Source organism: Pontivivens ytuae (assembly GCF_015679265.1).
Lineage (GTDB): Bacteria > Pseudomonadota > Alphaproteobacteria > Rhodobacterales > Rhodobacteraceae > Pontivivens > Pontivivens ytuae.
Genome location: NZ_CP064942.1, coordinates 4,006,928 through 4,026,492, shown reverse-complemented (window position 1 = coordinate 4,026,492; position 19,565 = coordinate 4,006,928). Strand labels below are relative to the sequence as shown.

Sequence of the window (19,565 nt, the reverse complement as noted above, 5' to 3'; positions counted from 1 at the left end):
GAGGAGAAGATGCGCGAGATCCTGACCGTCACCCTCAACCCGACGCTGGACGTGTCCGCCTCCACGCCGCTGGTAGCACCCCATCTGAAGCTGCGCTGCGCCGATGAACGGCTCGATCCAGGTGGTGGCGGGATCAATGTGAGCCGCGCAGTGGCCCGGCTGGGCGGTGCCTCGACGGCCTTCGCGGCGCTCGCAGGCGTCACCGGCGATCTCGCCGCCGCGATGCTGGAGGGGGAGGGGATCGGCGTCGCGCGTTTCGCCGGGCCGGGCCTCACCCGCCAGTCCTTCGCGGTGACCGAGGCGCAGAGCGGGCAGCAATACCGCTTCGTCATGGCCGGGCCGCAATGGTCGGAGGGCGACGTCGCCGCGATGCTCGACGCGCTGGGGCAGGCGATCTCGGCCGACGCGATGGTCGTCCTCTCCGGCAGCCTGCCGCCCGGTGTGGCGCCCGAGGTGCAGGGTCGGATCGGCGCGCTGGCCCGCGCGCAGGGCGGCCGCTTCCTGCTCGATACCTCCGGCCCCGCGCTCAGCGCCGCGGCCGCGGGCATGCCCGGCGGCCCCGTCGATGTGCTCCGCATGGACCGGGCGGAGGCGGAGGAACTGGCGGGCCGCTCCTTCGACACGCCCGAGGCGCTGGCGCTCTTCGGCCGGGTTCTCCTGCGCGCCGGTGTCGCCGACCACCTCGTCATGGCGCTCGGCGCCGAGGGCAATGTCGGCGTCTGGGCCGAGGGCGCCGTCCATTGCCGACCGCCGGTGGTAAAGGTTGTCAGCGCCGTGGGTGCGGGCGACAGCCTGATGGGCGCGCTGACCCTCGCGCTCGCGCAGGGCGAGAGCCTCGCGGACGCCGTCCGCCTCGGTACCGCCGCCGCCGCGGCCGCCGTCACGACACCGGCGACGGAGCTCTTCGACGGCGCGACCGCCCGCCGCCTCGCAGCCGAAGTCACCGTGACGCCCCTCGATCTGCCACCGCTCTGAGACCATCGATGATGGACAACGGCGCGTCTCTGCGTCACATCAGGTCCACTCCGCGCGGGAACGAACATGCAGGCCATCTTCCTCGACCTCGACGGCACCCTCGTCGACCCTTCCGAAGGCTACTTCGCGGCCCTCGGCCACGCCTTGCGCCAGCAGGGCGGTGAGGTGCCGCCTGTGGCCGAGCTCGGCTGGACCGTCGGCCCCCCGATCTGGGAGGTGCTGGAGGTTCTGCTCGGCACCACCGCCGATATCGGCGAGGCGGTCACGGATTTCTTCGCCGCCTATATGGCCGGAGGGGTGGAGGAGGCCGAGGTGCAGGACGATGTCGGCGTGATGCTCGACGACCTGCGCGACCTCGAGGTGGCGATCTACCTCACTTCCGTCTTGCCGACACCCGTGGCCGAACGGCAGGCGGAGGTCCTGGGCCTCGACGCCCATGTCGACCGGATCTTCGGGGCGGAGATCTCGGGCAAGAACGCGGACAAGACCGCGCTTTACGCCCATGTGCTCGCCGAGACCGGGCACGACCCCGCGCTCTGCATCGTGCTCGGCGACCGGCGGCACGATATCGAGGGCGCGCGCAACAACGACATTCCCACGATCGGCGCGCTCTGGGGCTTCGCCGAGGAGGGGGAGCTGCACACGGCCGAGGCTGACGGCCTTGCCGGCGCGCCCGCCGAAGTGCCGGAGATCGCGGCCGACCTGATGGGAATAGAGCTATGACGATCCGCACCGCACGCGCCGACGAACTGCCGATGATCCTCGACTGGGCCGCGGCCGAGGGCTGGAACCCGGGGCGCGACGACGCGGCGGCGTTCATGGCCGCCGACCCCGAGGGCTTTTTCGTTAACGAGGTGGACGGGAAACCGGTCGCCGCGATCAGCGTGGTGAACCACTGCGACGCGCTCGCCTTTCTGGGCCTCTACCTCTGCCTGCCGGACTATCGCGGGCAGGGCCATGGCTGGGCAGTCTGGCAAGCGGCGCTGGAGCATGCCGCCGGGCGCACGGTCGGCCTCGACGGCGTCCCGGCGCAGCAGGAGAACTACGCCCGCTCCGGCTTCGTGAAGATGGGGCGGACGGTGCGCTTCGCCGCCGAGGCCATGCCGCGCACGCAGGAGGGCGTAGGGCCGGGTGATCCGGCTGCGCTGGAGGCTCTGGACGAAGCGGTGAATGGTGCCGCCCGCCCGCGCTTCGCGACTGCATGGTTCAGCGATACGGAGCACCGCCGGACGCTGACCGCCGGGCCCGACACCCTCGTCACGATCCGGCGCTGTGGGACCGGCGCGAAGATCGGGCCTCTCATCGCGCCCGACGCCGCAACCGCTCTGAGGTTGGTTGAAGCAGCGGCCGCAAGCCTCGGAGAAACAGAAATCTTCGTCGATATCCCCGACGCCAACCCGGCGGGTGCGGAGCTCGCGGCTCTCCTGAACGCCGCGCCCGTCTTCGAGACCGCCCGCATGTATCGTGGCACACCGCCCGCCACCGACCACGCCCGCCTGTTCGGGATCGCCACCATGGAGCTGGGATGACCACCGACCCCGTCGCGCTGACGCAGGACCTGATCCGCTGCCCCTCCGTCACGCCCCAGGAAGGCGGCGCGATCGTTCTCCTCGACCGGCTGCTGTCGGAGGCCGGGTTCAACACCACGCGCGTGGACCGCAATGGCATCGCCAACCTCTTCGCCCGCTGGGGTGAGGGGAAGAACGGCCGGACGTTCGGTTTCAACGGGCATACGGACGTGGTCCCCGTGGGCAACCCGGATGACTGGACCCACGACCCGTTCGGGGCCGAGATCGTGGACGGCACCCTCTACGGGCGCGGTGCCTGCGACATGAAATCCGGCGTCGCGGCCTTTGCCGCCGCCGCCATCGACTTCGTCCGCGATACCCCGCCCGACGGCTCCGTCGTGCTGGCGATCACCGGCGACGAGGAGGGCGACGGCGTGGACGGCACCGCCGCGATCCTAGACTGGATGGCCGAACAGGGCGAGCGCATGGACCACTGCCTCGTCGGTGAGCCCACCTGCCCGGAGCGGATGGGCGAGATGATGAAGATCGGGCGCCGCGGCTCCATGACTGCCTTCATCACGGCCACGGGGCGGCAGGGCCATTCGGCCTATCCGCACCGCGCGCTCAACCCGCTGCCCGGCCTCGTGCGCCTGCTCGACAAGCTCGCCCAAGCCGAGCTCGACACCGGCACCGAGCACTTCGACGCCTCCACCCTCGCGATCACCACGATCGATGTCGGCAATCCGGCGAACAACGTGATCCCCCGGCAGGGCCGCGCGACCGTCAACATCCGCTTCAACGACGCGCATACCGGCGCGGGCCTCTCCGACTGGCTGCAACGCGAGGCGCAGCAGATGAGCCGGGAGACCGGGATCGCCTTCGACCTGCGGATCCAGATCTCGGGCGAGAGCTTCATCACGCCGCCCGGCGAGCTCTCCGACCTCATCGGGCGCGCGGTGGAGGCTGAGACGGGCCTCGCCCCCGAGCTCTCAACGACGGGTGGCACCTCCGACGCCCGCTTCGTGAAGGACCACTGCCCGGTCGTCGAGTTCGGCCTCGTCGGCCAGTCCATGCACCAGGTGGACGAACATGTCCGCGTCGAGCACATCCACCAGCTCAAGGCGATCTACATGCGCATCCTGAGCGGCTATTTCGCGACGGGCGGCACGTGACCGGACCGCAAATCACGGTCACGTTCGATTACCGGGACGTATCGGACGAGGACAACGTCTTCGGCCTCCAGCAGCTCGACGCGGCCCTGACCGAGACGATGACGCGCCACGGCGGTCGGTCGCTGGTGTCCATCCTGTTAACCGCCGTCACCCTCGCGGCCGCGTTGGTTGCTCTCTATGCCGCAGCCGAGCTCTGGCTGTGGAGCAGCGAGATCCCGGCCGTGCATCAGCTCGTTGCACTCGTCGCAGCGGGGACGATCCTTGCCATGATCGTCCTAGTGCCGGTGCTGAGCGCCATGCGGATGTCGTGGATCGACATCTGGCATCGCCACGCGCTCGACCTGAGCGAAACGTATGGAGGCGCACGCACCGTGACCATCGGGCCGGAGGGCGCGACCCTGCGCGGCGCGATCGACGGTGTCACGCAAGGCTGGGTCCTCTTCAAGGGTCTGCACCGACGCGATGCGTCGGTGGTCCTCGTGTTCCAGGCGATCGCCATCGCGATCCCTCTGTCGAAGCTCCCGATTTCGGTCGACGAGCTGGAGGCGCGTGTCGCGCGATGGTCTGAAGCCCCTAGGACGCGGCACCCAGGGCCATGGAGTTGAAGTCCCCGGCGTTCAGCATCTCGTCGAGCGCGAGCTGCATGTCCTCGTCCCCGACCTCCTTGGTATCGCGAAGCAGGGCGAACTGAGCCATGCGCCGCGCAAGCTCCCGGATGAAGGCGGCGGAGACGCTGTCCGTTCGGCGGACGCAGGCCTCCACGATGCTCTCCGGCAGTGTCATGCGCTCGCTGTAGAGCCGCAGCAGGCGGGCCCGGCATTCCGCATCGGGCAGCGGGATCTCGATCGCCTGATCGATGCGACCGGGGCGGTCGCGCACCGCCGCCTCCAGCGTCTCGGGACGGTTGGTCGTCAGGATGAAGAGGATCTCCGCATCCTCCGTCAGGCCATCCATGTGGTTGAGCAGGCTGTTGAGCAGCACCTGCGAGCAGTCTCCGTCCCGCTCCTCGCGCGCGCGAGCCAGCAGATCGGCATCCTCAATGACCACGATGGCCGGTTGCAGGGCGCGGGCGACCATCATGACTTGGTTGAAGTACGCGACCTGCTCTGCCGTCACCAACAGTGCCGTATGTCCCGCCATCTGGAACAGCAGATAGCGGATGAAATGCGTCTTCCCGGTCCCCGGCGGACCGTAGAGCAGCAGCCCGCGTTTCGTGGAAAAACCGTGCTCCTTCAGCGCGGCCCGCGTCTCGACGAAACGGAAGACGGTGCGTTGCAACGCCTCCAGCGTCGGCCGTGGCAGGATCACATCCTCCAGCGAGACCGTGGGCAACTGGTGGACCTGCAGCGCGCCGAGACCGCCCATGTACGAGCGCTGCGTGGTGAAGGAGAGCGTGCGTCCCGCATAGACCGAGCGTTCGGTCAGCGACTTCGCCATTATGCCGAGCAGTCGCTGCGCCGCATCACGCCCGCCGCCGGCCTCGCTCATGACCACCTCGACCCGCACGCCGGGATCGTCGTAAGGCCGCTCCGCCTGGGAGACGAGAAGGGCCACAGGGGCGTCGCGATGGGTGAAGAACCAGATGCCGGAGACGATGCACCGGCCCGGCGTCTCGTCCCCGATATCGATGTCCTGGTACTCGGCAGGGACGACGATCGGCGGTTCGCGCCGCTCGCTGATCAGCGCGCTGAATTTCAGCGGGCGATAGTTCAGGGCGCTGACGCCGACGAAATCGACGTCGGTTGCTTCGGCCTCAAGCAGGTCGGCGATCGCCGTTTCGAGGTCCGGCCGCGCGGTCGTCGGAAACACTCGACCCATCGTGGTGAGGTCCCGGGTCCGGAGGCCCGCAAAGTGCTTGGTGATGCGGTCGACGACCCGCTCTTCGAAATCAACTGTCGGTCCGCCATCGGCCATGACCGTTCCTCCGCTTCAGATTGCCCCACGCAAGCGGCCTTCGCGCCCGCAGCATGGCCAGTCAGACGGTTCCGTGGGCGATCGTCAACACATTGATAGCATTTGAAATATCTTCCCGCCCGGTATGGCAGAATGCCGACCATCTGCTGTCCTCGCGTGATCTGACGGATCACATTTTTTGATTCACGTGCTGCTGGACAGGGCGGCGGATGCCGCGTCTCATTCCATGAGCAAAGGAGAACCGCCCATGTCGCTCGCCTTCGGACAGACCGTGCTAGCCATTCCCGGCCCCAGCCCCGCGCCGGAGCGGGTGCAGCGGGCGATGCACCGGGGCTCGCCCAACATCTACGAGGGCGAGTTGGTGGACATGATGCCCGGCCTCGTCGCGGACCTCAGGACGGTGGCGCGGACGGAGCACGACGTCTCCTTCTACATCGCCAACGGGCATGGCGCGTGGGAGGCGGCGCTCTGCAACGTGCTCTCCCGCGGCGACCACGTGCTGGTGCTCGCGACGGGCCGGTTCGCGCAAGGCTGGCGCGAGATGGCGGAGAAACTGGGCGTGACCACCGACATGATCGACTTCGGCCCCCGCGCGCCGATCGATGTGGAGCAGGTGGTCGAGGCCCTGAAGGCCGATGACGGTCGGATCAAGGCGGTGCTCTGCGTGCAAACCGACACCGCGTCCTCCGTGCGCAACGACATCGCAGCGCTCGGGCGGGCGATCCGCGCGACGGGGCACGAGGCGCTTTTCATGGTCGACTGCATCGCCTCGCTCGGCTGTGAGCCGTTCGAGATGGATGCCTGGAATGTCGACGTGATGGTCACCGGCTGCCAGAAGGGCCTGATGACGCCCGCCGGCGTAAGCTTCGTCTATCACGGGCCGCGGGCCTGGGCGGCGTGGGAGCACGCCGATCTGCGCTCCGGCTACTGGGACTGGGAGCGGCGGGCGCGGCCCGAACTCTTCTACCAGCGCTTCGCGGGAACTGCGCCGACCCATCACCTCTACGGCCTGCGCGAGGCGCTGGACATGCTGGTGCACGAGGAGGGTGTCGAGAATGCCTGGGCGCGCCACGCGACATTGGCCGAGGCGGTCTGGAACGCGGCGGAGGCCTGGGCGGAGGGCGGTGTCGTCGTGCCCAATGTCGTGGACCGCGCGCACCGCTCGATCGCCGTCACGACATTCCGGATCGAAGGCGGGCAGGCGCAGCCGTTGCGCCAGTGGTGCGAGCATCAGATGGGGGTCACGCTGGGCGTCGGCCTCGCGCTCGACATGAACTCCAACGTGGGGGCGGAGCTCTTCCGCATCGGCCATATGGGCCACCTGAGCCCGCATTCGCTGCTGGGCACGTTGGCGGTGGTGGATGCGGGGCTGAAGGCGCTCGGCCTGCCGCACGGGTCCGGAGCGCTGGACGCCGCGATTTCCGGGATCGTCGAGGCTAGCCGTCCGGCGCAGGCGCGGACGGCGTGAGGTCGAGCAACTCTGGGTGCGGTTGATTTGCTGAGAGCTGGGCGAGCTGAATAGCTGGCCCAATACTTTAGCTCTCCTCGCTAACCGTCTGAAATCGAATAGCCTATCGCCGTCCCAGCGTCACACGCCAGTCCCGCCAGCCCTCCACCGTTTCGCCGAGCGGGCGCAGCGGTGGGATGGTGCCGCCGATCTCCAGCGGTGCCCCGGTCCGCAGGTCCGCCTCGACGGGCTGCGAGGGGGCATGGCGCCAGACCGGCAGCGGCAGCGAGATGCCCTCGGGCTGCGCGCTCACCCAGTTCGCGACGATGTCGCTCATCAGGCCGAGGTCGTCATGGACCAGCGGCAGGTTCGGCAGGTGGCGGTAGTTGCCGCCGCCGCCCGCGCGGTAGCTGCTGACAACGACCACGAACCGCTCTTCGTCACGCACCGGGCGACCGTCACGCATCAGGTTGCGCACCCGCCGCGCCGTGGGATCCAGCAGCATCCCGCCCACGTCGAAGCGCGGCGGCTGCGTCGCGTCGATCTCGTAGCTGAGCCCCGAGAGCGAGTCGAAGTTGTAGCCCGGCACGTCCGGCTGCAGCAGGCGGCGGGTGGGGCCGGTGGCACTCAAGGTCTCGAAATGGATGGCCGCCATCTCCAGCCAGTCCACGACGTCTCGCCCGGTCGCCGAAATCGCGACCATCCGGTTGGGATAGGGGCAGAGGTCAGCCACATCGCCGCGCGTCAGCGTCCCCGCCCGGATGCGGGTGAAGGCCTGCGGTCCCGACCGGCCTCCGGTGCGGAAGGGGGAGGCGGCTGCGATCACCGGCGTGTCGGTGGCGAGCGCTGCCTTGCCCGCCGCCTCGAACGCCGCGCGCATCACGCGCACCGCGGCACTGTCGGCAAGGGCCGCCAGCGTGGTGTCGAGCGGGACCGAGGTCCGGCCGAGCGGTTCGGACAGCCGGTCGCGGGTGGCCTCCAGATACGGTGCGGCCAGATCCACCACCCGCCGGTCGGGCGCGCCCGCCACCCGGAAGCCCGTGTGGTGGCCCGCCACGCGCCAGGCTCCGTTCGCCTTCTCGAGTTCCAGATCGAGCACGCCGATCTTCTCCCCGTTCCAGCCGGCCATGATCGCCGGCTTCTCGTCCAGCGTCCCGCGGATCGGATCGATCCGGTCGCCGAGCGGCGGGATGTCCTGTCCCGGAAAGGTCCGGTGCTGATGACCGCAGAGCACCACGTCGACGCCCGGCAGGGCCGCGATGGCGAGGGCCGCCTGCTCGTCCTCGTCAGGATGACCCGGCGGCACGATCCCGCAATGGGCGAGCACGACGACGAGATCGGCACCCGCGGCGCGGATCTGCGGCAGCACGGCCTCCACCGCATCGGCGCAGGGTGCCACCTCGGCCCGGTCGTGCAGGTGGTGCCGGTTCCAGCGCATGACGCGCGGCGGCAGCACGCCCGTGACACCGATCCGGACGGTGGAGCCCGGGGCGATCTCCTTCTCGATGATCTCGAAGGCGCGCCAGCCCGGCCCCCCGTCCCGCCGGGTCATGTTGGCGTTGACCATCGGTGCGCTCAGCGCCCCCCGGAAGCCGTCGAAGATGTCGAGCCCGAAGTCCACGTCGTGATTGCCGAAGGTGACCGCGTCGTAGCCCAAGGCATTGAAAGCGCTGTAGATCGGATGCGGCTGATCGGAGCAGAGCTGCGCGATGTAGTCGGCCATCGCGTTGCCCTGCAGGGTGTCGCCGACATCGAAGAGCAGGGAGGCCGTCGACGCCTCACACCGCGCCGCCTCGATGGCGGTTGCGAGGCCCGCCAGACCCGCCGTGCCGTTCGCGGCGCCGGGCAGGGGTTCCGCGGTCATCGACATGTGCAGGTCGGTCGTCGCGATCAGCCGCAGCCTCGCCTTGACCGTCCGATCGTTCTCCGCCTCCACGGTGTCCGTCTCCCTTCCCCTGGATGGACATGTGATGACCTCGCGGTATAGGGGTCGGACCGCCGACACCGTTCACCCCGGCTTTGTTCACCGCTAACACGCGAGCATCCGCCGGAGCAATCGTCCGCAAGGCGCGCAGAGGGATATGACATGGCCGTAGAGCTGCAACGGGTAACGTCGGGCGACCCCCGTGATGACGCGACACCACTTCTGATTGCACATGGGCTCTTTGGTTCAGCTCGCAACTGGGGCGCCATCGCAAAACGTCTGTCGGCAGGGCGGCAGGTGATCGCGGTGGACATGCGCAACCACGGCGACAGCCCGCGGGCGCGGCCGCATGACTACGAGAGCATGGCCGACGATCTGGCTGCGGTCGTCGCGGATCTCGGCTGTCAGGTCGATCTTCTGGGCCACTCCATGGGTGGTAAGGCGGCGATGCAGCTGGCCCTGACCCGGCCTGAGCTCCTGCGCCGCCTCGTGGTCGCCGACATCGCGCCGGTCGCCTACGAGCACAGCCACATGCACCATATCGAGGCGATGCGCAGCCTCGACCTCGACGGCGTCACCCGGCGGTCGGAGGCGGATGCCCGGCTCGCCCAGACGATCTCCGACGCGGGCGTGCGCGCGTTCCTCTTGCAAAGCCTCGATGTCGCGGAGCTGCGCTGGAAGCTCGACCTCGACGCGCTCGCCGACGGGATGCCCGATACGATCGGCTGGACCGGGCAGGCAGGGCGGTTCGACGGCCCGGCGCTGTTTCTCGCCGGTGGCGCCTCCGACTACGTGACGGAGGCCCACCGCCCCGCCATCCGCGAGCAGTTCCCCGATGCCCGGTTCGAGGAGATCGAAGGCGCCGGTCACTGGCTGCACGCCGAACAACCCCGCGTCTTCGTTGACGTGGTGGAGCGCTTCCTGTCAGCCTGATCGCAAAGGCCCCAAGGGCCGAAAAGGGAAGGGATCGGAATGCGTTCCGTGTTGAAGTGGAGCCTGCGGCTCGGCGGGCTCCTCGTGCTGGTCGTCGCCGTGATGGCACTCCTGAACCGCGATCGGATCGAGCGTCTGGTCCGGGTCAACACGCTGTTCGAGGCGGACCGGATCGTGGCCAACTTCTCCGCTATGGACACGATGTTCGAGACGGCGGCGCTCCACCGCGGTGAGGGTCCCCTGACGCCGCTGGAGACCGCGGCCCGCGCGTTGCCGGAGACATTCGAGCACGACGGGGCAAAGATCCGTGTCGAGGACTGGCTCGCGCAACGCAGCACCACCGGCTTCGTCGTTCTGCACGACGGCGCGCTGGTGCATGAAGCCTATTTCCAGGGCACCACCGCCGACGATCCGCGCATCAGCTGGTCGGTCGCCAAATCCTTCCTGTCGGTCCTGCTCGGCACCGTGGTGGAGGAGGGCGCCATCGCCTCCCTCGACGACCCGGTGGAGCGCTACGCGCCCGAGCTCATCGGTTCGGCCTATGAGGGCGTGCGCATCCGCGACGTGCTGCACATGGCCTCCGGCGTCAGCTTTGATGAGGACTATTTCGACTATAACAGCGATATCAACCGGATGGGCCGCGTTCTTGCGCTCGGCCGGTCGATGGATGCGTTCGCCGCGGGGTTGACGGAGCGGGATCGGCCCGCCGGTGAGGCGTTCCAATACGTCTCCATCGACACCCACGTGATCGGGATGGTGATCCGTGGTGCGACCGGCCGCTCCATCCCCGACCTGATGGCGGAGCGCGTCATCGAGCCGCTGGGTGTTGAGCATAATCCCTATTACATCATAGATGGTTACGACACGGCCTTCGTCCTCGGCGGTCTCAACCTCACCACCCGCGACTACGCGCGCTTCGGCCTGATGGTGGCCAATGGTGGCGAGATCGACGGGCGGCGCATCGTGTCCGAGGACTGGATCGTCGAGAGCACCGCGCCGAGCGACCTGCGCCCGGCCACCGAGACCCAGATCGGCTACGGCTACCAGTGGTGGATGCCGCCGAACGCAACGCCGGGGGAGACCTATGCGACGGGCATCTACGGCCAGTATCTCTACATCGATCCCGCTGCGAACGTTGTCATCGTCATCAACTCCGCCGACCCCGGTTTTCAGGGGGCGCGGGTGGAGGAGGGCTACATCGCGCTGTTCCGGGCCATCGCCGACGACATCGCGGGCTGATCCGCCCGGACACAGATTGTTGCCGTTTTTCACGCTGTCCGCCGTGGCGGAAGTCATCATATCCATATCGGAAACACGAATGGAGGCGATGATGAGCCAGCCCGTCCTGCCGCCGGAGACCCGGATCGGCCATACCCATCTCAAGGTCGCCGATCTCGGCCGGGCGCTCGGCTTCTGGCGCGATGTCCTCGGCTTCGAGGTCCAGCTTCGCCACGGCGACAGCGCTGCATTCCTGTCCGCGGGCGGCTATCACCACCACATCGCGCTGAACACCTGGCAGAGCGCGGGCGGCACTCCTCCGCCGCCGGGCCACACGGGCCTGTTTCACGTCGCGATCCTGTTTCCCGACCGTCAAAGCCTCGCCGCCGCGGTGCATCGGGTCCGCACGGCCGGGATCGCTTTGGAGGGCGCTTCGGACCACGGCGTCAGCGAGGCGGTCTATCTGAGCGATCCCGACGGCAACGGGGTGGAACTCTACCGCGACCGCCCGCAGGCGGAGTGGCCGCGCGACGCCGCGGGCAACCTCGTCATGACGACCGAGCGGCTGGACCTGCGCGCACTGCTGGCCGAGGCCTAGCGCGGGCACTCCGAGAGCGTGATCACGTCCCCGGTCTCGGTCAGGCGGCCGTCGAGGGCGAGCCGCTCCATCCCTTCGGAGAGCACGTAGTTCAGCATCCGGACATTCTCCGCCCCGATCTCCTGCGGCAGACCCAGCTCCTCCCGCGCCCCGGCGGAGGCGGTGTCGACGAATTGCTCGCTTTGCGGGATCAGGATCTTGCAGCCCTCCCGCGCCATCGCGCTTTCGATCAGGGCGACGCCGTCTTCGGGGCTCAGCGCCTCGACCCGCAGGCGAGCGCGCACCTCCCCGGTCAGCGGCGCGTCGGAGGTGCAGAGCGGGGCGGACAGCGTCGCCACCCGTGTCGCCTCGTCCACCGTCGCGAGACCCAGATCCGTGAGCACGAAGGCGGTGATCTGGAACTCCCGCTCGCCCATCTGTCCGCTTGAGAGGAGCGCGCCGATCCCCGGCTCGTCGATCCGGCAGTCGTTCGCGCGCATGGCCTCGACCAGCACATCGACGCGCGGGGCAGGGCTCACCTGTGCCGCGAAGGGCAGCGGCGCGAGTAGAAAAACAGCGAGGACATGGGAAAACCGGGGGGACATATCTCACTCCTGAATATGCGGATCGCGCGATCCTACCGTCGCGGCTGCGACGGCCCGATGACGGTGGTGCGGCCCGCGCCGAAGCATTCCGCTTGATTTCCGCGGCACGAACGGCAGATGCACACCGCTATGCAAAGAGACTGGCCGAGCTACGCCGCTGTTGCGGCGCTGACGATCACATGGGGTTCGGCCTTCGCGCTGACCGAGGTCGCGCTGTCGGGCTTCGGCCCGATGGCGGTGGTGAGCGGCCGGGCCGCACTCGCAGCACTGGTGCTGGTGATCGCGGCGATGGCGAGCGGGCAGGGGTTGCCGCGCCGCCTCGACCACTGGGCGTGGTGCGCTGTGATCGGCATCACCTCGCTGGCGCTGCCGTTCTCGCTGCTCACCTGGTCGCAGCAGCACGTGGAGTCCTCGGTGGCCGCGATCTTCATCGCGACCTCGCCGCTCTTCATCCTGGTGCTGGCGCGGCTGATCCTCGGGACCCCGATCGGGCCGCGGCGCTGGGTCGGCTTCCTCGTGGGCTTCGCCGGGATCGCGGTGTTGATCGGGCCGTCGGTGCTGGCGGTGGGCACCGCACCCCTGCTGCCGCAACTGGCCCTGCTGGGGACGGCCGCGTGCTACGGCTTCTCCGCCGTGCTGGTGCGCCGGATGCCCGAACTGCCGCCGGTGCAGGCGACGGCGGCGAGCCAACTCTTCGCCGCGATCGTCGTCGCACCTCTTGGAGCCGGCGCGCTCGCGGAGCAGATCGCACCGGGTTCCGCGCTGATCGCCCTCGGCGTGCTGGGGCTGGTGCAGACCGGCGCCGCGCAACTCCTCCGCTACTGGGTCGTGCGGCGGGCCGGGCCGGTCTTTTCCTCCTCCGTCAGCTACCTGATCCCGGTCTGGGCGGGGTTCCTGGGCGTCGCGGTGCTGGGCGAGCCGGTGTCGGCGCAACTCCTCCTCGGCTTCGTCCTGATCCTCGGCGGGCTCCTTTTTGCGCGCAATCGGCCGGAGCCTCAGGTCCGCACCGCCGCTGCCTCAAGCGCCGGATAGCGCAGGCCCAGCGTGATGCCGCGGCTGATGAAGAACACCATCAGCGCCGCCCACAGCCCGTGATTGCCGAAGAGCGGCAACAGCACGACAAGCGATACGGCATAGAGCGCCGAGGACAGGATCATCATGTTACGCATGTCCTTGGTCCGCGTCGCCCCGATGAAGATCCCGTCGAGCATGAATGCCGGCAGCCCCACGATGGGGGCGAGCACCATCCAGCCGAGATAGTTCCGCGCCTCCTCCTGCACCGGCACGGCCGTCGTCATCTCGCCGATCATCGCGCTGCCGAACACGGCGAAGATAACCGCGACGACCACGACCGATCCGAGGCCCCAGAGGCTCGTCAGGCGCGCCCCGCGCCGCAGCCGCGCCCGATCTCCGGCGCCGAAGGCCGTGCCGACGATGGCCTCAGCCGCGAAGGCGAACCCGTCGAGCGCATAGGCCGTGAGATAGAAGAACTGCAGCAGGATCTGGTTCGCCGCCAGCGTCACGTCGCTGAGGCCCGAGGCGCTGAACGTCACCGAGATGAAGCAGAGCTGCAGCAGCACCGACCGGATCATGATGTCGCTGTTGACCGACAGCATGTCGCGCAGCACCGCGGCATTCTGCAGCCGCGCCCGGTCGCGCCAGTGCGGCGCGCGAAAGACCTCCCGACAGAACCAGAGGCCGAGCGCCGCGCCCAGCACCTCGCCGATCACGGTCGCCACGGCCACACCGGTCACGCCCATGTCGAGGCCCAGCACGAACCACAGCGACAGCACGATATTGGTGAGGTTCATGCCCATCTGCACGACCAGCACGCCGCCCGTCCGCTCCTGCGCGATCAGCCAGCCGGTCAGCGCATAGACCGCGATGGCGAAGGGCGCGCCCCAGATGCGGGTGAAGAGATAGGCGCGGGTCAGCTCCTCCACATCCGCGCTCGCGGGCGCGATGGTCAGGGCAAGCTGCGCGATGGGCCACTGCAGCGCGATTAGGCCGAGGCCGCCGGCCAGCGCGATCATGAGCGCGCGAGAGAGGTGCGCGTCGCGCTCCGGAACATCTCCCCGCCCGGTGGCCTGAGCCACCAGCCCCGTCGTGCCCATCCTGAGGAAGCCGAAGATCCAGTAGACGCCGCTGAGGATGATCGCGCCCAGCGCGACCGCCCCGATGGGTTCCGCCTCGCCGAGCTGGCCGACCGCATAGGTGTCGACGAGGCCCAGCAGCGGCACGGTCGCGTTCGACAGGACGATGGGTCCCGCGATGGTCAGGACGCGCCGGTTGGTGATCTCCTTCATGGGCCCAGACGTTGCGCGCGCGGGCGGCTCACCGCAAGGCCCGCCACGATGAGGAGGAGCGCGAGCGCGAAGGTCGGCGGCACCGCCTCGCCCAGCACCGTGACGCCGAGCAGCACCGCCCAGATCGGCACCTGGTAGTTCACCAGCGACAGGAACGATGGCCCGGCGCTGCGCGTCACGCTCACGAGCATCCATGTCGCAAGCGCGGTAGGCAGCAGGCCGAGATAGAGCAGGCCGCCAAATGCTGTGAGGCCGGGCAGGGCGGGGACGCCCTCGATGACGAGTGCCGTCGGCACCAGCACGAGGGCCGCCACCATCAGCCCCGCCGCCGAATAAGCGATCAGCCCGACGGGCGGGCAGAGCCGCGTGTTGATCGACCCGATGGCGTAGCAGGCCGACGCCGCGACGCAGGCGATCCGGTGGATCGCGTCCCCGCCGCCCGACGCACCGTCCGGCCCGATCAGCACTACAACGCCCGCAAACCCGGTCAGAAAGCCGACAGCCCGCCGCGTATCCATCCGCTCGCCCGGCACCATCAGATGCGCGAGCGGCAGCACCATCAGCGGCACCGCGGCCATGGTGATGCCTGCGAAACCGGAGCTCACCTCCCGCTGTGCCCAGCTCAACAGGCAGAACGGGATCGCGTTGGTGAAGAGCGCCATGACGAGGATGTGGCCCCAGATGCGCTTGCCCTGCGGCGCGCTCCAGCGGGGCAGGCCGCCCTGCATCGCCGCAATAGCGCCCAGCAAGAGAGCCGCCATCGCGATGCGCGCCGCCGCGATCGTGAGCGGGCCGAAGCCGGTCAGCGCCAGCTCCACGCCGAGGAACGAGCCGCCCCAGATCAGCCCGAGCAGGCCCAGGAACAGCCAGTCGCGCCCGCTCGCCCGCGGGGCGGCGACGACGCTCACGCCATCAGCTCCACCGGCGGGCTCGCGAGGATCCGGTCGATCTGCTCCAGGCATCTCTGGAAGACCGGCGCCTCGTAGCCCATGCCCAGCGAGATGCGGATCTTGTTGGGTACGTCGGAGCCCGGCAACACGTACGTCCCCGCCGTCGCGATCAGGATGCCCGCATCCACGCAGGCCCGGTCGAAGGCGGCGAGGTGCCAGCCATGGGGCAGGTCGAGCCAGGCGAAGTTCGCACCGGGTGCGGTCACGATCCCCCAGCGGCCGAGGATGCGCTGGGTCAGCGCCGCGCGCTCCGCCAGATGCCGCCGCGCCATGTCGCGGATCCGGTCGGCCTCACCGCTCTGGATCAGCTCGACCACGGTTTGCCCGATCAGCGAGCTCACGCGGTAGTTCATTGCCTGCACGATGCCTTGGCCGACCGCGCCGCGGCCCGGAGGCGTGACGAGACAGCCGAAGCGCAGGCCGGCGGCGACGCATTTCGACAGCGACGTCGCATACCACGTCCGCTCCGGCGCGAAGGTTGGGAAGGAGGGCAGGCGCTCCTCCAGCAGCCAGCCGTAGACGTCGTCCTCGATGATCTGAAGGTCATGGGCTCGCGCGACCTCGGCAATCGCGGCGCGGCGCTCCTCGGACATGGTGACGAGGGTCGGGTTGTGCAGGTTGGCCGAAACCAGCATCGCCTGGGGACGTGCGATCCGGCACGCCTCCTCCAGCGCCTGCGGGTTGAGTCCATTTGTATCGCTTCTGACGGGGTACAATGTGACCCGCGCCAGCTTCGCCGCCTGCTGGAATCCGGCATAGACGAGGTCCGAGACCAGCACGACCGGATCATGGCCGGAGGTCACGGCCATCATCGCGACCAGCACCGCCTGCTGCGTGCCGTAGGTCGGCACGATGGCGTCGACCTCGGTCTCCACCCCGCCGCTCGCGAGCCAGCCATGCAGCGCATCGCGGGCCGAAAGGTCGTTGGTGGCGCGCGTGTAGTCGTCGAGAACGTGGGAGCCGCGGGCAAGCACCCGCTCGATGGCGACGTTGATCAGCGCTTCCTGCCCGACAATGGGCGAGCGCGAATTGCGCAGGTCGATCTGCCCCTCCTGCGCGTGAGACGTCAACGGATGCAGGGGGATGAAGGTCCCGGTCTGCCGCCGCTCCCGCACGAAGGTCCCCTGGCCGACATTGGCCCTGAGCGCCCCCGCATCCGTCGCCTCGCGATAGGCGCGGGCGACGGTGCCGGGCGTCACGCCGATCTCCCATGCGAGCTCGCGCACCGGTGGCAGCTTGGCGCCGGGGGCGAGGGCGCCGGTGCGGATCGCGTCGTCGATGGCGCCAGCAAGCGCCCGGTACTTCGGCGCCGGCTGCGCTTCGAGGTCGGGAACCCAGGAGGTGTCGAATCTTGTACCCATGACAAAATACCGTTGGAAAGAAGAGCTTCCGATTTGTACCTACTAAGCCGTGGTTTGGATCGACACAAACCGCAATTTGTACTGGTACAATAGGAGGCGACCATGGCCCACCTGACGATCCCGACACTGCTGACCGGTCCCCGCCGCGGCTTCGCGGCGATCCTCAAGGTATGGGCCCGCCGCGCGCGCACACGCCGCCGCCTCGCCGGGCTCGACAGCCACCTGCTGCGCGATATCGGGGTGGATCCGATGCGCGCCCGGCACGAGGCGGAGCGCCCGTTCTGGGAGTGAATTCCGGCAAACCTCTTCCGCCGGAGCCTGGCCGTCGACCCCGCGTCGGCGGCCTTTTTCGTTATGTCAGAGCGGATCGAGCCGCCGCGGCCCCGGTCCTTCCTCGGAGAGGTGGTCGTCGTCGTTGTAGAGCGGGCAGTTCTCCATCGACAGGCACCCGCAGCCGATGCAGGCCGACAGGTGGTCGCGCAAGGTCTGCATCCGCGCGATGCGCTCGTCGAGCTCCGCCTGCCAACGCTCTGACATCGCTTCCCATTCCGCGGGCGTCGGTGCGCGGTCCGGTGGCAGCGCGGCCATCGCGTCGCGGATCACGGCAAGCGGCAGGCCCAGCCGCTGTGCGGCCTTGATCACCGCGATCCGCCGCAGCATCGCACGCGGATAACGCCGGTGGTTCGCCGCCGTCCGCTCGGCCCGGATCAGTCCCTCGGCCTCGTAGTAATGCAGGGTGGAGACGGGCAACCCCGACCGGGTGGAGAGCTGGCCGACGCTGAGTTCGCGGACGGGCATCGCTTGACCTCAAGTTCGCTTGAGGTCGCAGAGTGTTCTCGAATCAATCGCTCTGACAAGGAGAAACCCGATGGCCCTCGACATCCTCCGCCGCCGCTGGCGCGCCCGCCGGACTCGGGCACTGCTCCTGGAGCTCAACGCCCATATGCGCAGGGATATCGGCCTCAACTGCGGTTGTGCCCGGAGCCCGCGCGCCTGCGACGATTCCGGGCGCTGATCCTCTTTACCTCTCGTTCAGATCTTTCGTGGATCACTCGGACCTTCGTGGGAGTATGTGGGGTAAGAGACATGAGCACGAAGACGATCGGAAGACTGGTCCGCCGGATGCGCCGGGGGCTGCGCCAGGAACCGCGGGAGATCCCGCTGAATGCCGCCCTGCGCCGGGACATCGGCTTCTTTCCGGTGGGCCCCGGCCTGCCGTCGCACTCGCCGGTTCCGGTGCGGACGGTTTCCGATGAGAAACGTCACCTGCGCGCGTTCCGCCACAGGAAGCTCTAGAGCGACATATTCGCGATTGACGCCCATGGGCCCGCGCAATATCCGGTCCGTGGGCGCGTCGCCGGATTAAGGGCGAGCGGGGGCGGGCTCAGGAATTTCGCCCTGACGACGGAGCCGTCCATGAGCCTCCCTCCCGCGCCGCAGGTGAAGCCTGCGCGTCCCGAATTCTCATCAGGTCCCTGTCCCAAGCGCCCCGGCTGGTCCGCCGAAGCGGTCGCCGCGCGCGCGCATCTCGGCCGGTCGCACCGCGCGTCCGGGCCGAAGGGGCAGTTGAAGGCCGTGATCGACCAGACAGCCGAGCTGCTGGGCGTGCCTGCCGACTACAAGGTCGGGATCGTGCCCGCCTCCGACACCGGCGCCTACGAGATGGCGATGTGGTCCATGCTGGGCGCGCGTCCGGTGGACATGCTGGTGTGGGAGAGCTTCGGCAAGGGCTGGTCAACCGATGCCGTCAAGCAGCTCAAGCTCGACGATTGCCGCGTGATCGAGGCGGAGTACGGCGCGCTGCCCGATCTCTCACAGGTGCGGATGGATGCCGATATCTGCTTCACACAGAACGGCACGACCTCTGGCGCGCGGATCCCGAATTTCGACTGGATCGCCGATGATCGCGCGGGGCTGACCTTCGTCGATGCGACCTCCGCCGTCTTCGCCCAACCCGTGGATTGGGCGAAGGTCGATGTGCTGACCTTCTCCTGGCAGAAGGTGCTGGGCGGGGAGGGCGCGCATGGCGTCCTCATCCTCTCCCCCCGCGCCGTCGAGCGGCTGGAGAGCTACACGCCCGACCGCCCGCTACCCAAGATCTTCCGCCTGACCAAGGGCGGTGCGCTGATCGACGGGATCTTCACCGGTGCGACGATCAACACGCCGTCGATGTGGTGCGTGGCGGACTGTGCCGATGCGCTCGACTGGGTCGAGGAGCTTGGCGGGGTCACCGCCGCCCACGCTCGCGCGGATGCGAACTTCGCCGCCCTTCAGGCCTGGGTGGACCGCACCGACTGGGTGGAGAACCTGGTGCCGGAGGCTGCCAACCGCTCCAACACCTCCGTCTGCCTCAAGATCGTCGATCCGACGGTGGCGGGCCTCGATGACGCCGCGCAGAAGGCGTTCACCAAGGCGATGGTGAAGCGGTTGGAGGGGCAGGAGGCCGCCTTCGACATCAACGGCTATCGTGATGCCCCGGCGGGCCTGCGCATCTGGTGCGGCGCCACGGTGGACACCGCCGACATCGAGGCGCTGACCCCCTGGCTGGACTGGGCTTTCGCCACCGCCAAGGCCGATCTCTGACACCGACCGCCCCGGACCTGATCCGGGGCCTTTCTCGAACATGAAAAGGTCCCGGCGCAAGGCCGGGACGGTTCCGATAGAACATACAGGAC

At 68.8% G+C, this 19,565-nt stretch carries 21 protein-coding genes; 14 read left to right on the top strand and 7 right to left on the bottom strand.

The features are described from left to right. Window positions 1–9 precede the first annotated feature (9 nt). The 5 genes from I0K15_RS20120 to I0K15_RS20100 all read left to right on the top strand — a co-directional run bounded on the left by I0K15_RS20120 (window position 10) and on the right by I0K15_RS20100 (window position 4,260). On the top strand, window positions 10–975 hold the full coding sequence (locus tag I0K15_RS20120) for a 1-phosphofructokinase family hexose kinase (protein WP_196103256.1): 966 nt from the start codon (window positions 10–12) through the stop codon (window positions 973–975). A gap of 66 nt (window positions 976–1,041) precedes the next feature. Continuing rightward, on the top strand, window positions 1,042–1,698 hold the full coding sequence (locus I0K15_RS20115; RefSeq protein WP_196103255.1) for an HAD hydrolase-like protein: 657 nt from the start codon (window positions 1,042–1,044) through the stop codon (window positions 1,696–1,698). Beyond that, window positions 1,695–2,504, top strand: a complete 810-nt coding sequence (locus tag I0K15_RS20110; RefSeq protein WP_196103254.1) for a GNAT family N-acetyltransferase — start codon at window positions 1,695–1,697, stop codon at window positions 2,502–2,504. Before I0K15_RS20115 ends, I0K15_RS20110 begins: the two co-directional genes overlap by 4 nt. Next, on the top strand, window positions 2,501–3,655 hold the full coding sequence (gene dapE / locus I0K15_RS20105; protein WP_196103253.1) for a succinyl-diaminopimelate desuccinylase: 1,155 nt from the start codon (window positions 2,501–2,503) through the stop codon (window positions 3,653–3,655). Before I0K15_RS20110 ends, dapE begins: the two co-directional genes overlap by 4 nt. Next, window positions 3,652–4,260, top strand: coding sequence for a hypothetical protein (locus tag I0K15_RS20100; protein ID WP_196103252.1), 609 nt, complete (start codon window positions 3,652–3,654; stop codon window positions 4,258–4,260). The genes dapE and I0K15_RS20100 overlap by 4 nt, the downstream gene beginning before the upstream one ends. Here the strand turns inward: I0K15_RS20100 and I0K15_RS20095 are convergent. After that, complete coding sequence (locus I0K15_RS20095; protein WP_196103251.1) at window positions 4,229–5,569, bottom strand: AAA family ATPase; 1,341 nt, start codon at window positions 5,567–5,569, stop codon at window positions 4,229–4,231. The two genes, I0K15_RS20100 and I0K15_RS20095, sit on opposite strands and share 32 nt — an antisense overlap. Window positions 5,570–5,816: 247 nt before the next feature. On the opposite strand from I0K15_RS20095, the gene I0K15_RS20090 reads away from it, so the two are divergent. Next, window positions 5,817–7,037: a pyridoxal-phosphate-dependent aminotransferase family protein gene (locus I0K15_RS20090; RefSeq protein WP_196103250.1), complete on the top strand. Its 1,221-nt coding sequence runs from the start codon at window positions 5,817–5,819 to the stop codon at window positions 7,035–7,037. Window positions 7,038–7,140: 103 nt separating this feature from the next. On the opposite strand, the gene I0K15_RS20085 is transcribed toward I0K15_RS20090, so the two are convergent. Next, on the bottom strand, window positions 7,141–8,952 hold the full coding sequence (locus tag I0K15_RS20085; RefSeq protein ID WP_196103249.1) for a 5'-nucleotidase C-terminal domain-containing protein: 1,812 nt from the start codon (window positions 8,950–8,952) through the stop codon (window positions 7,141–7,143). Window positions 8,953–9,102: 150 nt separating this feature from the next. On the opposite strand from I0K15_RS20085, the gene I0K15_RS20080 reads away from it, so the two are divergent. The 3 genes from I0K15_RS20080 (at window position 9,103) to I0K15_RS20070 (ending at window position 11,689) form a co-directional block, all read left to right on the top strand. Next, window positions 9,103–9,873, top strand: a complete 771-nt coding sequence (locus I0K15_RS20080; RefSeq protein ID WP_196103248.1) for an alpha/beta fold hydrolase — start codon at window positions 9,103–9,105, stop codon at window positions 9,871–9,873. 39 nt (window positions 9,874–9,912) lie between these two features. Continuing rightward, on the top strand, window positions 9,913–11,112 hold the full coding sequence (locus I0K15_RS20075; protein ID WP_196103247.1) for a serine hydrolase domain-containing protein: 1,200 nt from the start codon (window positions 9,913–9,915) through the stop codon (window positions 11,110–11,112). 91 nt (window positions 11,113–11,203) lie between these two features. After that, window positions 11,204–11,689: a VOC family protein gene (locus I0K15_RS20070; protein ID WP_196103246.1), complete on the top strand. Its 486-nt coding sequence runs from the start codon at window positions 11,204–11,206 to the stop codon at window positions 11,687–11,689. On the opposite strand, the gene I0K15_RS20065 is transcribed toward I0K15_RS20070, so the two are convergent. Continuing rightward, on the bottom strand, window positions 11,686–12,273 hold the full coding sequence (locus I0K15_RS20065) for a hypothetical protein (RefSeq protein WP_196103245.1): 588 nt from the start codon (window positions 12,271–12,273) through the stop codon (window positions 11,686–11,688). The two genes, I0K15_RS20070 and I0K15_RS20065, sit on opposite strands and share 4 nt — an antisense overlap. Window positions 12,274–12,402: 129 nt before the next feature. Here I0K15_RS20065 and I0K15_RS20060 point away from each other — a divergent pair, with 129 nt between their 5' ends. Next, the gene (locus tag I0K15_RS20060; protein ID WP_196103244.1) at window positions 12,403–13,305 is read left to right on the top strand and encodes a DMT family transporter; all 903 of its coding nucleotides are present in this window, start codon (window positions 12,403–12,405) and stop codon (window positions 13,303–13,305) included. Here I0K15_RS20060 and I0K15_RS20055 read toward each other — a convergent pair. The 3 genes from I0K15_RS20055 to I0K15_RS20045 are packed head-to-tail and all read right to left on the bottom strand — an operon-like array spanning window position 13,269 to window position 16,890. Further along, window positions 13,269–14,579, bottom strand: a complete 1,311-nt coding sequence (locus I0K15_RS20055) for an MATE family efflux transporter (protein ID WP_196103243.1) — start codon at window positions 14,577–14,579, stop codon at window positions 13,269–13,271. The two genes, I0K15_RS20060 and I0K15_RS20055, sit on opposite strands and share 37 nt — an antisense overlap. Next, a complete protein-coding gene (locus I0K15_RS20050; RefSeq protein WP_230374199.1) occupies window positions 14,576–15,487 on the bottom strand; it encodes a DMT family transporter in 912 nt (303 codons plus the stop codon). The genes I0K15_RS20055 and I0K15_RS20050 overlap by 4 nt, the downstream gene beginning before the upstream one ends. Beyond that, entirely contained in the window at window positions 15,484–16,890 is a 1,407-nt protein-coding gene (locus I0K15_RS20045; protein ID WP_196103241.1) for an aminotransferase-like domain-containing protein, read from the bottom strand. The genes I0K15_RS20050 and I0K15_RS20045 overlap by 4 nt, the downstream gene beginning before the upstream one ends. A gap of 102 nt (window positions 16,891–16,992) precedes the next feature. Here I0K15_RS20045 and I0K15_RS20040 point away from each other — a divergent pair, with 102 nt between their 5' ends. Further along, window positions 16,993–17,181 (top strand): YjiS-like domain-containing protein, encoded by a 189-nt coding sequence (locus I0K15_RS20040; protein ID WP_196103240.1) that lies wholly within the window; start codon window positions 16,993–16,995, stop codon window positions 17,179–17,181. Window positions 17,182–17,247: 66 nt separating this feature from the next. Here I0K15_RS20040 and soxR read toward each other — a convergent pair whose 3' ends face one another. Beyond that, window positions 17,248–17,688 (bottom strand): redox-sensitive transcriptional activator SoxR, encoded by a 441-nt coding sequence (gene soxR, locus I0K15_RS20035; protein WP_196103239.1) that lies wholly within the window; start codon window positions 17,686–17,688, stop codon window positions 17,248–17,250. A 70-nt stretch (window positions 17,689–17,758) separates the two neighbouring features. On the opposite strand from soxR, the gene I0K15_RS20030 reads away from it, so the two are divergent. From I0K15_RS20030 to I0K15_RS20020, 3 genes are all read left to right on the top strand, one after another. Further along, a complete protein-coding gene (locus I0K15_RS20030; RefSeq protein ID WP_196103238.1) occupies window positions 17,759–17,905 on the top strand; it encodes a YjiS-like domain-containing protein in 147 nt (48 codons plus the stop codon). A gap of 71 nt (window positions 17,906–17,976) precedes the next feature. Continuing rightward, on the top strand, window positions 17,977–18,186 hold the full coding sequence (locus I0K15_RS20025; protein WP_196103237.1) for a hypothetical protein: 210 nt from the start codon (window positions 17,977–17,979) through the stop codon (window positions 18,184–18,186). 120 nt (window positions 18,187–18,306) lie between these two features. Beyond that, entirely contained in the window at window positions 18,307–19,473 is a 1,167-nt protein-coding gene (locus tag I0K15_RS20020) for a phosphoserine transaminase (protein WP_196103236.1), read from the top strand. The last annotated feature ends 92 nt before the right edge of the window (window positions 19,474–19,565 follow it).